The 13884-nt window shown below is 70.3% G+C and carries 17 protein-coding genes; 8 read left to right on the plus strand and 9 right to left on the minus strand.

Going from position 1 to position 13884, the window contains the following annotated elements; translation table 11 throughout:
* On the plus strand, positions 1-1035 hold the full coding sequence (gene trpD, locus OG738_RS44390) for an anthranilate phosphoribosyltransferase (RefSeq protein WP_329050100.1): 1035 nt from the start codon (positions 1-3) through the stop codon (positions 1033-1035).
* Between the two features lie 7 nt (positions 1036-1042).
* Here trpD and OG738_RS44395 read toward each other — a convergent pair whose 3' ends face one another.
* The gene (locus OG738_RS44395; RefSeq protein WP_329050101.1) at positions 1043-1996 is read right to left on the minus strand and encodes a GlxA family transcriptional regulator; all 954 of its coding nucleotides are present in this window, start codon (positions 1994-1996) and stop codon (positions 1043-1045) included.
* Between the two features lie 83 nt (positions 1997-2079).
* On the opposite strand from OG738_RS44395, the gene OG738_RS44400 reads away from it, so the two are divergent.
* Positions 2080-3012 (plus strand): DMT family transporter, encoded by a 933-nt coding sequence (locus OG738_RS44400; protein WP_329050102.1) that lies wholly within the window; start codon positions 2080-2082, stop codon positions 3010-3012.
* Here OG738_RS44400 and OG738_RS44405 read toward each other — a convergent pair.
* Together OG738_RS44405 and ctaC are read right to left on the minus strand one after the other, a co-directional pair.
* Complete coding sequence (locus tag OG738_RS44405) at positions 2960-3379, minus strand: cytochrome c oxidase subunit 4 (protein WP_329050103.1); 420 nt, start codon at positions 3377-3379, stop codon at positions 2960-2962. The genes OG738_RS44400 and OG738_RS44405 overlap by 53 nt on opposite strands.
* A gap of 36 nt (positions 3380-3415) precedes the next feature.
* Complete coding sequence (gene ctaC / locus OG738_RS44410) at positions 3416-4360, minus strand: aa3-type cytochrome oxidase subunit II (RefSeq protein WP_329050105.1); 945 nt, start codon at positions 4358-4360, stop codon at positions 3416-3418.
* Between the two features lie 184 nt (positions 4361-4544).
* Between ctaC and asnB the strand changes: the two genes are divergently transcribed.
* A complete protein-coding gene (gene asnB, locus OG738_RS44415; protein ID WP_329050106.1) occupies positions 4545-6479 on the plus strand; it encodes an asparagine synthase (glutamine-hydrolyzing) in 1935 nt (644 codons plus the stop codon).
* A 69-nt stretch (positions 6480-6548) separates the two neighbouring features.
* Here asnB and OG738_RS44420 read toward each other — a convergent pair whose 3' ends face one another.
* Positions 6549-7538 carry a carbohydrate kinase family protein gene (locus OG738_RS44420; protein WP_329050108.1) on the minus strand — a complete coding sequence of 330 codons (990 nt, stop codon included), beginning with the start codon at positions 7536-7538 and terminating at the stop codon, positions 6549-6551.
* 148 nt (positions 7539-7686) lie between these two features.
* Between OG738_RS44420 and OG738_RS44425 the strand changes: the two genes are divergently transcribed.
* Complete coding sequence (locus OG738_RS44425; RefSeq protein WP_329050109.1) at positions 7687-7857, plus strand: hypothetical protein; 171 nt, start codon at positions 7687-7689, stop codon at positions 7855-7857.
* 63 nt (positions 7858-7920) lie between these two features.
* On the opposite strand, the gene OG738_RS44430 is transcribed toward OG738_RS44425, so the two are convergent.
* Entirely contained in the window at positions 7921-8298 is a 378-nt protein-coding gene (locus tag OG738_RS44430) for a HesB/IscA family protein (protein ID WP_004562664.1), read from the minus strand.
* Between the two features lie 145 nt (positions 8299-8443).
* On the opposite strand from OG738_RS44430, the gene OG738_RS44435 reads away from it, so the two are divergent.
* The 3 genes from OG738_RS44435 (at position 8444) to OG738_RS44445 (ending at position 10736) form a co-directional block, all read left to right on the plus strand.
* Entirely contained in the window at positions 8444-9091 is a 648-nt protein-coding gene (locus OG738_RS44435; RefSeq protein ID WP_329050111.1) for a DUF3043 domain-containing protein, read from the plus strand.
* Positions 9092-9478: 387 nt separating this feature from the next.
* Positions 9479-9688: a hypothetical protein gene (locus tag OG738_RS44440; RefSeq protein WP_329050113.1), complete on the plus strand. Its 210-nt coding sequence runs from the start codon at positions 9479-9481 to the stop codon at positions 9686-9688.
* 58 nt (positions 9689-9746) lie between these two features.
* Positions 9747-10736: an aldo/keto reductase family protein gene (locus tag OG738_RS44445; RefSeq protein WP_329050114.1), complete on the plus strand. Its 990-nt coding sequence runs from the start codon at positions 9747-9749 to the stop codon at positions 10734-10736.
* On the opposite strand, the gene OG738_RS44450 is transcribed toward OG738_RS44445, so the two are convergent.
* From OG738_RS44450 to OG738_RS44460, 3 genes are read right to left on the minus strand one after another with little or no spacing between them, the layout of a single operon-like run.
* Complete coding sequence (locus tag OG738_RS44450) at positions 10733-10945, minus strand: hypothetical protein (RefSeq protein ID WP_329050115.1); 213 nt, start codon at positions 10943-10945, stop codon at positions 10733-10735. The two genes, OG738_RS44445 and OG738_RS44450, sit on opposite strands and share 4 nt — an antisense overlap.
* Positions 10938-11780: a phosphoribosylaminoimidazolesuccinocarboxamide synthase gene (locus OG738_RS44455; protein ID WP_329050117.1), complete on the minus strand. Its 843-nt coding sequence runs from the start codon at positions 11778-11780 to the stop codon at positions 10938-10940. The genes OG738_RS44450 and OG738_RS44455 overlap by 8 nt, the downstream gene beginning before the upstream one ends.
* Positions 11777-12526 (minus strand): GntR family transcriptional regulator, encoded by a 750-nt coding sequence (locus OG738_RS44460; RefSeq protein WP_329050118.1) that lies wholly within the window; start codon positions 12524-12526, stop codon positions 11777-11779. The genes OG738_RS44455 and OG738_RS44460 overlap by 4 nt, the downstream gene beginning before the upstream one ends.
* Before the next feature lie 138 nt (positions 12527-12664).
* Between OG738_RS44460 and OG738_RS44465 the strand changes: the two genes are divergently transcribed.
* Positions 12665-13108, plus strand: a complete 444-nt coding sequence (locus OG738_RS44465; protein ID WP_329050119.1) for a hypothetical protein — start codon at positions 12665-12667, stop codon at positions 13106-13108.
* A 6-nt stretch (positions 13109-13114) separates the two neighbouring features.
* Here the strand turns inward: OG738_RS44465 and OG738_RS44470 are convergent, their stop codons facing one another.
* The gene (locus tag OG738_RS44470; RefSeq protein WP_329050120.1) at positions 13115-13798 is read right to left on the minus strand and encodes an IspD/TarI family cytidylyltransferase; all 684 of its coding nucleotides are present in this window, start codon (positions 13796-13798) and stop codon (positions 13115-13117) included.
* Positions 13799-13884: the final 86 nt, after the last annotated feature.

Raw genomic sequence — 13884 nt, forward strand, 5'->3', positions numbered from 1 at the left:
GTGACCACCCCGGTCCCCCGCACCTGGCCGCCGCTGCTGAAGCAGCTCGTCGCACGCGTCGACCTGTCCGAGGAGGACACGGCGTGGGCGATGGACCAGATCATGAGCGGCGCGGCGAGCCCGGCCCGGATCGCCGGGTTCGCGGTGGCGTTGCGCGCCAAGGGCGAAACGCCGTCCGAGATCGCGGGCATGGCGGCGACGATGCTGGCGCACGCCCGGAAGGTCGAGCTGGACCGGCCGGCGGTCGACATCGTCGGCACCGGCGGCGACGGCTCGAACTCGGTCAACATCTCGACGATGGCGACGATCGTCACGGCGGCGGCCGGCGCCCCGGTGGCCAAGCACGGCAACCGCAGCGCGTCGTCGAAGTCCGGCGCGGCGGACGTGCTGGAGGCCCTCGGCGTCACGATCTCGCTGCCGCCCGAAGACGTCCAGCGCAGCCTCACCGAGGTCGGCGTGGGGTTCTTCCTGGCGTCGGCGTTCCACCCGGCCCTGCGCCACGCGGGCCCGGTCCGCGGCGAGCTCGGCATCCCGACGACGTTCAACCTGCTGGGCCCGCTGACGAACCCGGCCCAGCCGGGCAGCGCGCTGATCGGCTGCGCGTACGAGGACAAGACGCACGTGCTGGCCGAGGTGTTCGCCCGCCGGGGAACCCGTGCCCTGATCGTCCGCGGCGACGACGGCCTCGACGAAATCACCACGACGACGACGTCGTCGGTGTGGGTGGTGTCGGACGGAACGGTGACGAAGACGACGCTGGACCCGGCCGCACTGGGCGTCCCCCGCGCGACGGCAACGGACCTGCGCGGCGGGGACGCCGCTTCGAACGCTCAGGTGGTCCGTGAGCTGGTGGGCGGCAAGCCGGGGGCCGTCCGGGACGCGGTGCTGATCAACGCGGCAGCGGCCTTGGCGGCGTTTTCGGGGTTCTCGGGGTCCCTCGAGGACGACCTGCGCGCCGGGTTGACGCGGGCCGCCGAGGCCGTCGATTCCGGGGCTGCCGCGGCACTGCTGGACCGCTGGATCGCCTTCCGCTGACGAACGCTCAGCCGCGGAAAGCCGTGCGGTAGGAGGTCGGACTCGTGCCCCGCAACCGGCTGAACTGGTGCCGCAGCGCCGCCGCCGACGCGTACCCGCACGCCGTCGCGATGTCCTCCACCGACAGCCGTCCCTCCTCCAGCAGGGCCTGGGCGCGGTCCAGGCGCCGCTCCGTCAGCCACCGGTGTGGTGTCGTTCCCGTCGCCGCCGAGAAGCGGCGCAGGAACGTCCGTTCGCCCAGCCCACTCCGGCGGGCCAGTTCGGCCACCGTGAACGGCTGGTCCAGCCGCCGCTCCACCCACTCCAGCGCTTCCGCCACCACCGAGTCGTCGGGAACGGACGGCACCGGCGCCTGGACGAACTGGGCCTGCCCGCCCGCCCGGAACGGCGCCGCCACCATCCGGCGCGCCAGCTTCGTCGCCGCCGTGACGCCGCGCAGGCGCCGGACCAGGTGCAGGCACAGGTCGACCGCCGCCACCGTGCCCGCGCTCGTGAACACCCCACCGTCGTCGGCATAGAGCGCCTGGGTGTCCACGGACGCCGTCGGGAAGCGGGCGCGGAATTCCGCCTCGTACACCCAGTGGACCGTGCAGCGGCGGCCGTCGAGCAGGCCCGCGTAGCCCAGCGTGAACACGCCCGCGCAGAACCCCGCCACCCACGCACCCCGCGCCGCCGCGTCGCGCAGGACGTCCAGGACCGGCTCGGGTGGTGGTGCCGTCCGGGGTGCGCACGTCGGCACGATCAGCAAGTCCGCGGACTCCGCGAAGGAAAGGTCCCGCAGCCCGGACAACCCGAACCCGGACCAGCTGCCCACATCGGCACCCGACGGCGAGCAGACCCCGAACTCCCAGCCCTCGATGCCGTCGGCGCTGCGGTCGGTGCCGAAGACCTCGCACGCGACGCCCAGCTCGAACGGTGAAACGTGGTCCGCGAGCACCACCGCGACCCGGTCGACGTCCATGCCGGCCATCATGTCACAAGTTTTGCGACCGTTGTCACCTCTGACACTGGTCGACCGAGCTCCACCCGACGAACCTGAAGACCATGAACAACTCCGAAACCCGCCCTCTGCTCCAGTGGTCCGCGGCGATGGCGATGTCCGGCACGATCGGCGCCGTCGTCCTCGAGAGCGGCGCGGCCGCGCCGGCGGTGGCCTTCGCCCGCTGCCTCGTCGGCGGCTCGCTGCTGCTGATCTGGTGCTTCGCCCGTGGCTGGCTGCCGTCCTGGCGGCCGTCCCGGCGCGACCTCGGGCTGGCCGTCCTCGGCGGGCTGTTCCTGGTCGGCAACTGGGTGCTGCTGTTCGCGTCCTACGCGCTGTCGTCGATCTCGGTCAGCACGGTCGTCTACCACACCCAGCCGCTGATCCTGGTCGGCCTGGCGGCGGCGTTCCTCGGCGAGAAGGTCGCCAAGAGCCACCTGGTCCGCGCCGCGATCGCGTTCGGCGGAGTCGCCCTGATCTCCCTGTCCGCGCACGGGGAGGACGGCAAGCCCGTCCAGCTCGCGGGGATCGGGCTCGCGCTCGGCGCGGCCCTGCTCTACGCCGGCGCGTCCTTCGTCGCGAAGCAGCTGAAGCACATCCGGCCGCACCTGCTCGCGGCCGTCCAGACGACGGTCGGCGCGGTCCTGCTAGCGCCCGTGTTGCTCGTCACACCGCTGCCGACGGCGCCGCGCGCGCTGCTCTGGCTGGTGCTGCTGGGGACCGTCCACACCGCACTGATGTACGTGCTGATGTACGCGAGCATCGGCAAGCTGCCGACCACGACCGTGGCGCTGCTGTCCTACCTGTACCCGGTGGTCGCGGTGCTGGTGGACATCACCTTCTACGGCCACCGCCCGACCTGGCCGGAGGCACTGGGCATGCTCGCGGTACTGGCCGCGGCGCTGAGTCCTCAGCGCCGCGGCCAGTCGAAGAGCGAACCGCAGGTCAGTCGTGCGACGGACCCGTGTGGTACTCGAACACCAGCCCGCCGATCGTGATGAGCAGCGCGACCAGCGCGATGACGAGCAGCCAGATGTGGAAGAACGCCAGGCCCAGCGCGGCGAGGGCCGCGGTGGCCGCCATGGCGATCGGCCAGTAGCTGCCCGGGCTGAAGAAGCCCAGCTCGCCGGCCCCGTCGCTGATCTCGGCGTCCTCGCGGTCTTCCGGACGCGGCTCGATGCGGCGGGAGACGAACTGCATGTAGCTGCCCGCGAGGAACGCGAGGCCGCCGGTGAGGAAGAGCGCGACGATCCCGACCGGCTCCGGCCCGTGCGTCGCGGCGAGGGCCGTCCACACCCAGTACACGGCCGCCATGAACACGGCGAAGATCGCCACGATGAAGAAGATGCGGGCTTCGACCTTCATGGGTCTCTTTCCTACTCCTGTTGTCGCTTCAGGGCGTCAGTTGGACGCGGTCCGCGCCGTGCGGTCGGTGTTGAACGGCTGGGTGGTCACCGCGCGCGGGGCGCACAGCTCGCCGCAGTTCATCTTCGCCAGCGCCTCGGACGCGGTGAACGTCTGGTTCGTGGCCGGGTTCACCTGCTTGCGCAGCGCGATGTACTGGTCGTACTTGTCCGGCGACAGCGCGCGGACCTCGAAGTTCATCACCGAGTGGTAGGTACCGCACAGTTCCGCGCACCGGCCGACGAAGGAGCCTTCGCGGTCGATCGTGTTCTGGAAGGAGCTGTCCTGGTTGTTCTTGTCCGGGTTCGGGAAGACGTCCCGCTTGAAGTGGAACTCCGGCACCCAGAAGGAGTGGATCACGTCGGTGGAGAGCAGGTCGTACTGGATGACCTTGCCGACCGGCAGCACCAGCAGCGGGATCTCGCCGGACGAGCCGACCGTGCTGACCTGGCCGCTGCCGTCGGGCTTCGCCGCGTTGGCGTCCTCGTACTTGAACTCCCAGTTCCACTGGAAGGCCACGACCTGGACCTTGACGTCCGGGTTCGGGACCTTGTCCAGGACCTTCGACTCCGTCGTCGCGGTGAAGAAGAACAGGACGCAGACCATGATCGTCGGGACGACGACCGTGAACAGCTCGAGCGGGATGTTGTACTGGAACTGCCGGGGCAGCTCCTCCGGCTCGCCGTCGGCGGTCTTCTTCTTGCGGTGGAACGCCGCGGTCCAGAAGATCAGGGCCCACACGATGGCGCCGACGACCAGCGCGGCCACCACGGTCCAGGTCCACAGCGTGCGCATCTGGTCGGCCTGGTGCGTGACGCCCACCGGCCAGCCGAACCGCAGGATCTCGTCGCCGGAGCAGCCCGTCGCGGTCAGCGCGACCAGCACGGCCAGCGCGGCGACGCGCACGGTCCGCTTCCCCAGGGTGCGCTTGGGTTGTCCCACTGCGCCTCGCCCTTTCACCCAGAGCCTCCTACGACAGATCTTTGTGACAGGCCGGAGCCTAGCCGAGTTCGCGCTCCGCGCTGACCAAGGGGTAACCATCGACGCGCGTGGTACACGCCACGGCCCGCCCGGCATACTGGGCGCTCCCCAGCCCGGCGAAGACCCTGAAGGTGTGTGAGTACCCGTGTGCGGCCTGCTTGGACTGATCTGCGCGACCGAGACCGGCGCGGCGAACGCGCGTGACGCCGTCGGCGCGGCCATGCGCTGCCAGCGCCACCGCGGCCCCGACGAGCAGGACACGTGGGCCGACGCCGAGGTCGTCTACGGCTTCAACCGGCTCGCCTTCATCGACGTCGAGCACGCCCACCAGCCGCTGGTGTGGGGGCCGCCGGAGGCGCCGGGCCGGTACACGATGAACTTCAACGGCGAGATCTACAACTACCTGGAGCTGCGCGCCGAACTGGCCGAGCAGCACGGGGCGAAGTTCGAGACCGAGGGCGACGGCGAGGCGATCGTCGCCGGCTTCCACTACCTGGGCGCCGACTGGGTGAAGCGCCTGCGCGGCATGTTCGCCTTCATGATCTGGGACTCCCAGGAGAAGCGCGTCTTCGGCGCGCGCGACCCGTTCGGCATCAAGCCGCTGTTCTACTCGGCCGGCCCCGGCGGGGTGGCGTTCTCCAGCGAGAAGAAGAGCCTGCTGGAGCTGTCGGACACGCTCGGCGTCGCGCAGGAGCTGGACCGCAAGGCGCTGCAGCACTACCTGGTCCTGCAGTACGTGCCGGAGCCCGAGTCGCTGCACACCGCGATCCGCCGCGTCGAGTCCGGGACGTCGTTCGAGGTGGTCCCCGGCGGCGAGGTGGAGTTCACCCGCTACTTCCACCCGCAGTTCACCGCGAAGCCGGTGAACTCGCAGGCCGAGGCCGAGGAGCTGCACCAGCGCATCGCCGATGTGATGCGCGACTCGGTCGGCAAGCACATGATCTCCGACCCGGACGTCACCGTCGGCGCGTTCCTGTCCGGCGGCATCGACTCGACGGCCACCGCCACGCTGGCCAAGGAGCACAACCCGAACCTGATCGCGTTCACCACCGGGTTCGAGCGCGAGGGCTACTCCGAAGTCGACGTCGCCGCCGAGTCGGCCGCCGCGATCGGCGTGAAGCACGTGGTCCGCACGGTCTCGGCGGACGAGATGATGGAGGCGCTGCCGCTCATCGTCTGGTACCTCGACGACCCGGTGGCCGACCCGGCGCTGGTCCCGCTGTGGTTCATCGCCCGCGAGGCCCGCAAGCACGTCAAGGCGGTGCTCTCCGGCGAGGGCGCGGACGAGCTGTTCGGCGGCTACACGATCTACAACGAGCCGATCTCGCTGGCGCCGTTCGAGAAGATCCCGGGCGGGATGCGGAAGCTGATCGGCAAGGTGTCGACGAAGATCCCCGAGGGCACCCGCGGCAAGGACCTGCTGCGCCGCGGCGCGTTGCCGCTGGAGGACCGCTACTACGGCAACGCCCGCAACTTCCGCGACGACCAGCTGCGCGCGGTGCTTCGCACGTACCAGGAAGGCGTCGGCTTCAAGGACGTCACGGCGCCCTGGTACGACGTCTCGCGCGGCTGGGACCCGGTGGCCCGCATGCAGCACGTCGACCTCTACACGTGGCTGCGCGGCGACATCCTGGTGAAGGCCGACAAGGTGACGATGGCGAACTCGCTGGAGCTGCGGGTGCCGTTCCTCGACGCCGAGGTGTTCAAGGTCGCCGCGTCGATCCCGCTGGACCAGAAGCTCGCGCACGGTACGACGAAGTACGCACTGCGCCAGGCACTGGCCAAGATCATCCCGGCGCACGTGCTGAACCGCCGCAAGCTCGGCTTCCCGGTGCCGATCCGGCTGTGGCTGCGCAACGAGATGTACGACTGGGCGCGCGGCATCATCAGTGATTCGAAGACCGACGAGCTGCTGGACAAGAAGGCGATCCTGGCGCTGCTGGAGGAGCACAAGGCGGGGCAGCTGGACCGCAGCCGCCAGCTGTGGGCGCTGATCGTGTTCATGCTGTGGCACGGCATCTTCGTCGAGCACCGGATCAAGCCGGAGATCCCGGAGCCGGTGTACCCGGTCAAGCTCTGAGGTCTGCCGTGGCTGGTCGTGAGTGAGAAACAGGGTTCTAACGCTGTTTCTCACTCACGACCGCGCGTGTCAGGCGGGCAGGACCGCCGAGATGTCCTCCGCCGCGTCCGGGCCGAAGGCGTCGCCGATGCGGGCCAGCGCTTCCGTGCGGTCGAACGTCCACTCCTGGGTGCCCACCGTCTCCAGCACCAGGACCGCGATCAACGAGCCGAGCTGGGCGGCGCGCTCGACGTTCAAGCCGCCGTCCAGGCCCGCCAGGAAGCCCGCGCGGAAGCCGTCGCCGACGCCGGTCGGGTCGGCCTTGGCCCGCTCCGGGACCGCGCCGATCTGCAGGGCGACGAAATCCCTGCCGACGATCTCGACGCCCTTCTCGCCCAGCGTCGTGATCCGCAGGCCGACCTGGTCGAGCACGTCGGCCTCGGTCCAGCCGGTCTTCTGGAGCAGCAGCTCCCACTCGTAGTCGTTGCTGAACAGGTACTTCGCGCCGGCGACGAACGCGCGCGCCTGCTCGCCGGTCATCCGGGCCAGCTGCTGCGACGGGTCGACGGCGAACTCGTACCCGCGCTGGCGGCACTCCTCGGCGTGGCGGACCATGCCCTCCGGGTCGTCCGGGCTGATCAGCACCAGGCTGAGCGCGCCGGCGCGCTCGGCGACCGGCTGCAGCTCGATGTTGCGGGACTCGGCCATCGCGCCCGCGTAGAACGTCGCGATCTGGCAGAGGTCCTCGTCGGTCGTGCAGACGAACCGCGCGGTGTGCGCGACCTCCGACACGTGCACGCCGGACGTGTCGACGCCGTGCCGCTCCAGCCAGGACCGGTAGTCCGCGAAGTCGGCGCCCACCGCGCCGACGAGCACCGGCTGCACGCCGAGCACCCCGAGGCCGAAGGCGATGTTCGCGCCGATGCCGCCGCGCCGGACCACGAGGTCGTCGGCGAGGAAGCTCAGCGAAACCCGGTGCAGCTGCTCGGCGACCAGCTGCTCCGCGAACCTGCCCGGGAAATGCATGAGGTGGTCGGTCGCGATACTGCCGGACACCGCGATCCTGGCTTTGGCTGCCACCGGCTGCTCCTTTGTGGTCGACCTCACGGCAAAAGGCGCGAAGTTACCCCCGGGTCATGACCCGTCCGGGTAGTTCGCGCGTGCCCAGCCGACACTACCGGCTGGTACTCCTTCTCCAGTCGAACGCGGATCAATAGCGTTACGAATCGTGAACGCCGTCACCGAACCCGAGACCCTGTCCGAGCTGATCGCCGACTGCGCGCTCATCCCGGCGACGCTCCAGGCGGAGAACCTGCCGCTGCCCCGCTCCGCGGCCAAGCCGTGGCAGGTCGACGAGGCGTGCCACGCGCAGGTCGCGGAGCTCGACGCCTACGTGTAAGCCCGCAGAGGCGAAGAAGGCCCCGCTCTCCGAACACGGAGGCGGGGCCTTCTCACGGGTGGCTCAGTGGAACGAGTCGCCGCAGGCGCAGGAGCCGGTCGCGTTCGGGTTGTCGATCGTGAAGCCCTGCTTCTCGATCGTGTCCACGAAGTCGATGACGGCTTCCGACACGTACGGGGCGCTCATCCGGTCGACGGCGACCTTGAGGCCGTCGAAGTCGCGGAACAGGTCGCCGTCGAGCGTGCGCTCGTCGAAGAACAGCTGGTAGCGCAGGCCCGCGCAGCCACCGGGCTGGACGGCGATGCGCAGGTGCATGTCGTCGCGGCCCTCCTGCTCGAGCAGGGCCTTCGCCTTGGAAGCCGCGGCGTCGGTCAGCGTGACGCCGTGGGTCTCCTCGGCGGTCTCGGCCTGCGTCGCGCCGGCGTGCTCAGCGGTCGTCATGGCACTCCCTCTATGTTCGAACTCACTGCGGATACTCCTCGTGCTGACGTCTTCAACACCCGGAGCGGCCGATCTGTTCCCCACCATGGTCGCACATCGATCGACCTGGTGAACGGCGGCGTGACGCCTGCAATACCCTGGTGAGGTGAGGTTCCTGCGCCGAAGCACCACAGACACCGCCGCCGACGAGACGGAGACGGCGGAAGCCGTCGACGTCAGCGGCAAGTCGTTCACGCCCGGTAAGGGCAAGGCCACGCCGAAACGGCGTGACGCGGAGGCGAAGCGCCGCGGGCCGGTGGCGCCGCCGCCGACCACGATGCGCGAGGCGATGAAGCGCAACAAGGAACTGCGCAAGTCGAACCCCCAGACGAAGGAAGACCGCCGCGCGGCGGCGAAGGTCCGCCGCGACCGCATGATGGCGGGCGACGACAAGTACCTGCTCCCCCGCGACCGCGGGCCGGTGAAGGCGTACGTCCGCGACCTGGTCGACACGCGGCGCAACCTGCTGGGCCTGTTCATGCCGCTGGCGATCCTGGTGTTCCTGGCGCTGCTGGTGCCGCTGCCCCAGGTCCAGTCGTACATCACGCTGCTGTGCACCGCGATGCTGCTGGTGATGGCGATCGAGGGCTTCGTGAACGGGCGCAAGATCGCGAAGCTGGCGCGGGAGAGGTTCCCGAAGGAGGCGATCACCGGCCGGTCGATCGGCTGGTACGCGTTCGTCCGGGCGTCCCAGATCCGCCGGCTGCGGGTGCCGAAGCCGCGGCTGAAGCCCGGGGACCCGATCCCGAACTGAGCGGTTCTCGAGAAGCCGGGTGGAGCGAGCCTCCACCCGGCTTCTTTCGTGTCCGGGGAAGGCCTCCGGGGCGTATCCTTGGCGGGCGCAGAGTGGGACATTCCCCACGCGTTACCGCAGCTTCGGCGGACGGTAGCGCGCGGAGTGTGTCCCACTCTCCTCCCGGCGGCCTGCCCGGTCCTGCAGGTTTGGTGAACACGTGCCGCCCGGGCTCCGGGTGGGCACGAGGTGTTCCGCCTGACCTGGCGATAGGGGATACAGGTCATCCGGGGCCGGGACACCGGAGCACGACCGGCCGGCGCGAGCCTGCCACGGCACGACCCGTCGAAACCAACCCTGACCGGCTGGTGGGGACGCCCCGGGACTCATCGGCGGTGAGGGCTGCTCGTGTCGTTCGAAGTCGTCCTGTCCCGGGTCGCCGGCATGTCCGCGGCAAGCCTCTGGGCCATCGCCGCCATCCTCGTCATCGTCTTCCTCGGCGCCTGGCTGATCTACCGCCTCCACCTCGCGAAACGCCAGGACGGCGAGCGCTTCCGCCTCAAGCTGCCGTTCTTCGAGATCGAGACCGGCCCACCGGCCGAGAAGAAGGACGAGTGAAGCCGGAGTCACTCCATGGTCGTTAGCTAAGCAAACGATTACCGCCTAAGCTCGCACCATGGAGTTTCGTCGTCTCGGCCGCAGCGGCCTCAACGTCAGTGAGATCTCGTACGGGAACTGGCTCACCCACGGTTCCCAGGTCGAGGAGGACCAGGCGCACGCCTGCATCAAGGCCGCCCTCGACGCCGGCATCACCACCTTCGACACCGCCGACGTCTACGCCAACACCGCCGCCGAGTCCGTGCTCGGGCGCGGCCTCAAGGGGCAGCGGCGGGAAAGCCTGGAGATCTTCACCAAGGTCTTCTGGCCCACCGGGCCCAAGGGGCCCAACGACAAGGGCCTGTCCCGCAAGCACATCACGGAGTCCGCGAACGCGTCCCTGACCAGGCTCGGCACCGACTACCTCGACCTCTACCAGGCGCACCGGTTCGACCGGACCGTCCCGCTCGAAGAGACCATGCTCGCCTTCGCCGACCTCGTGCGGCAGGGCAAGGTGCTCTACGTCGGCGTCTCGGAGTGGACCGCCGAGCAGATCAGCCGCGGGGCCGCCCTCGCCCGCGAGCTCAAGATCCCCTTCGTCTCCAACCAGCCGCAGTACAACATGCTCTGGCGCGTCATCGAGGACCAGGTCATCCCCGCCTCCGAGCGCGAAGGCATGAGCCAGATCGTCTGGTCGCCGATCGCGCAGGGCGTCCTGACCGGCAAGTACAAGCCCGGCGCCGACTACCCCGCCGGCTCGCGGGCCACCGACGAGAAGGGCGGCGCGAACATGGTCGCCCGCTTCCTCGACGAGAACGTCCTCAAGCGCGTCGCCGAGCTGGAACCGCTCGCGAAGCAGGCCGACCTCTCCCTCGCGCAGCTGGCCGTCGCGTGGGTGCTGCAGAACCCGAACGTCGCTTCGGCGATCATCGGGGCCTCGCGGCCGGAGCAGGTGCACGAGAACGTCAAGGCCGCCGGCAAGAAGCTCGACGCCGACCTCCTCGAGGCCATCGACGACGTCCTCGGCGACGTCGTCGAGCGCGACGCCACCCTCACCAAGAGCCCCTAGTCCTGGTTGATCCGGCCCTGGAACGGCACCCCGACGTCGAACGCGTCCCCGGGGGCCATCCGGGGCTCCAGGCCGAACCCGCGCAGGAGGCGGCTGGCACCCGCCAGCCGGTCGCCTCCTCGCCCGGGCACCCGCGACGGCGTGAGGCCGTGCGAAACCAGCAGCGTCTCGACGTCGTCGATCAGCCGGTACGGGTCGTAGTCACCCACGAACCCAGGTCTTCCCCGTGATCCGCTCGTAGACCTCGGTGTAGCGCTGCCGCGTCTGTTCGACGATCTCCGCCGGGATCTCCGGCCCGGGGTAGGTCTTGTCCCACCCCGTGGTCAGGGACCAGTCGCGGACGAACTGCTTGTCGAACGCGTGCTGCGGGCGGCCCGGCTCCCACTCGTCGGCCGGCCAGAAGCGCGACGAGTCCGACGTCAGGACCTCGTCGCCGAGGGTCAGCGTGCCGTCGGCGTCGAAGCCGAACTCCAGCTTCGTGTCGGCGATGATGACGCCCTGTGCGGCAGCGTGTTCGGCGCCCTTCGCGTAGATCTCCAGCGTCAGCTCGCGAAGCCGCTTCGCGGTGTCCTCGCCGATCTCGTTCAGCACCTCGCCGAAGGTCATGAACTCGTCGTGCCCGGTGTCGGACTCCTTGGTCGTCGGCGTGAAGATCGGCTCCGGCAGCTTGTCGCCCTCGACCAGGCCGGGCGGCAGCGCGACGCCGGAGATCTTGCCGTCGCGCCGGTATTCCCGCAGGCCCAGACCGGCGAGGTAGCCGCGGGCGATGCACTCGACCTTGACCATCTTCAGCGGCTTGCAGCGCATCGCGCGCCCGGCGAACTCGGCCGGCACGTCCGTGGTGGACACGACGTGGTTCGGCACGATGTCGGCCATCCGGTCGAACCACCACGCGGACAGCTGGTTGAGCAGCGCGCCCTTGTCCGGGATCAGCGTCGGCAGCGCCACGTCGTAGACCGAGACCCGGTCGGACGCGACGAGCAGGATGTCCCCGCCGTCGAGCTCGTACAGGTCACGGACCTTGCCTTCGTGGATGTGCCTCATTCGCCGTCCTCAGTCGTGTACTCGTAGAAAACCCAGTGGTCGGGCAAGGCGGCGGATTCACCGTACTCGACGACCGTCCCGTCGGCCGCCAGGAAGGTGCTGCGGCCCAGCAGCACCGGCGACCCGGCGGGCAGCCCCAGCTCGGCCGCCTCCTCCTCGCCCGCGCGGCCCGCCGCGTGCCGTTCCTGCGTCGTCGCGATCTTCGTGCCGAGCCGCGCGGCCGCGTGGGCCGCCGTGCCCTCGACGATGCGCTCGGGCACCAGCAACGCCGGCGCCTTGGCCGACAGCGCGCCGTCGAACCACGACGTCGACGTCGACAGCGGCCGCGAGTCCGGGCCGTAGGTGGTACGCCGTCGCCGGATGGCCGGGGCGCCCTCGTCCAGGCCCAGCGCGGCAGCGGCGCGTTCGGACGCCTGCTCGAGGCCGGCCGAGCGGATCACCGCGTAGTGGCCAGGTGGGTAGATCCGGCCCGTGCGCGCCGAAGCGGCGGTGCGATCGCGGGCCGTGCGGTGCAGGCCGCCGCGGTCGACGACCGTGCCGACCCCGCGCACCGGGCGCACGAGCCCCTGCGAGCGGAGCGTGGCCAGGACCTTGGTGGCCGTCGCCATGGCGACGGCCCACGTACGCGCGATCTCGCGGGCGGACGGCACCGCGTCGCCCTCCTGCAGCCGGCCGGACAGGATGTCTTCCCGGATCCGGCCCGCGATCTGCAGGTAGGGCGGCTCAGGACGGTCGAGGGTGGGCAAGGCGGCTCCTCACAGGGACAACACGCACAAGTGTTCTAGCACGCCGGAGTGTCTCCCACAAAGCCCTGTTCAGAACCACCCAGGTGTACTAGTACACGTGCTGGACTGCGCTCTAGTACGCAAGTTACCCTCGAAAGTGTGTCCCCGCCCACAGCACACAGCGGCTCCAACGGCCCGGGCCTCGAGCAACTCCTCGAGGAGCTCCGGCGCCGCAAGTGGGTGCTGCACCTGTTCGGCGGCCGCGAGGCGCCGGAGATCTACGCCGCGGTACACACCTGGCCGACCTGCGCGGACGTCATCATCCTCCGGGACGAGCACCGCGCCAGCGCCTACCGGGTGCCGACGTTCCCGGGCACCGACGTGTTCAGCCCGCGGGTGGTCACCTGGCAGTACCACGCCACCCCGGTCTGGACGCTGCGGGCAGTGCTCACCCTGGCGGAGCCCGGCACCCCGGGCGCGCCGCTGCAGGCGCTGCGGCCACAGCCGGAGTGCCACATCCCGCCGGAGCTGCGCCAGGACATCACGATCCGGCCGACGAGCACGACGGAGGACGACGGTGGCGGCCCGCCCGCGTGCGCCTGACGGTCTTCAGGCACCGCGGCCGAGCAGCCGCTCCGCGACCACGAGGTCGTGGGGGTAGGTGATCTTGAGGTTCTCGGGAGCCCCCGGGACCCAGCGGATCGGCAGGGAGGAGAACCGCTCCATGCAGGACGAAGTGTCCGTCCCCAGGAAACCTTCGCGCTCGGCCTGTTCGTAGGCCTCGAGCAGCGGTCCGGCCCGGAAGCCCTGAGGCGTCTGGACTCGGATCGCGCCGGGCACCTGGGCGACCAGGTGCCCGGCATCCACCCTGACGACATCGTCGGCGCCCAGGCCCGGCACAGCCCCCCCGTCCTCGCGTGTCCGGGTCAGCACCGCTTCGATGAGCCGTGGGTGGACCAGCGGCCGGGCCGCGTCGTGCAGCAGCACGGCGTCGACCCGGCCGCCCGCAATCCGGGGGGCGAGGTGGCGCAGCGCGTTGAGCTCGGAGGCCTGGCGCGTGTCGCCGCCGTGCACGATCTCGACGTCTTCGCCGGTCACCTCGTCGGCGAGTTCGCGGTCCTGCGGCCGGATGACCAGCACGAGCACGCCGATGCCCGGCACGCGCCTGAAGGCGTCCAGCGACCAGGCGACCACCCGCCGGCCCGCCAGGGGCAGGTAGACCTTGTTCAGCTTCGCGCCGACGCGGGTGCCCGCGCCACTGGCCAGCACCACCGCGGCCGCCGTCGTCTCCACGAGCCGCGACACTACCGGCCGCGCTGTCCCGGTAGGTTGGCCACAGCGTTGCCGTGGACGTTGCCGTGGACTAAGAAAGGGCCTGG

It is taken from the genome of Amycolatopsis sp. NBC_01488 (assembly GCF_036227105.1).
Lineage (GTDB): Bacteria > Actinomycetota > Actinomycetes > Mycobacteriales > Pseudonocardiaceae > Amycolatopsis.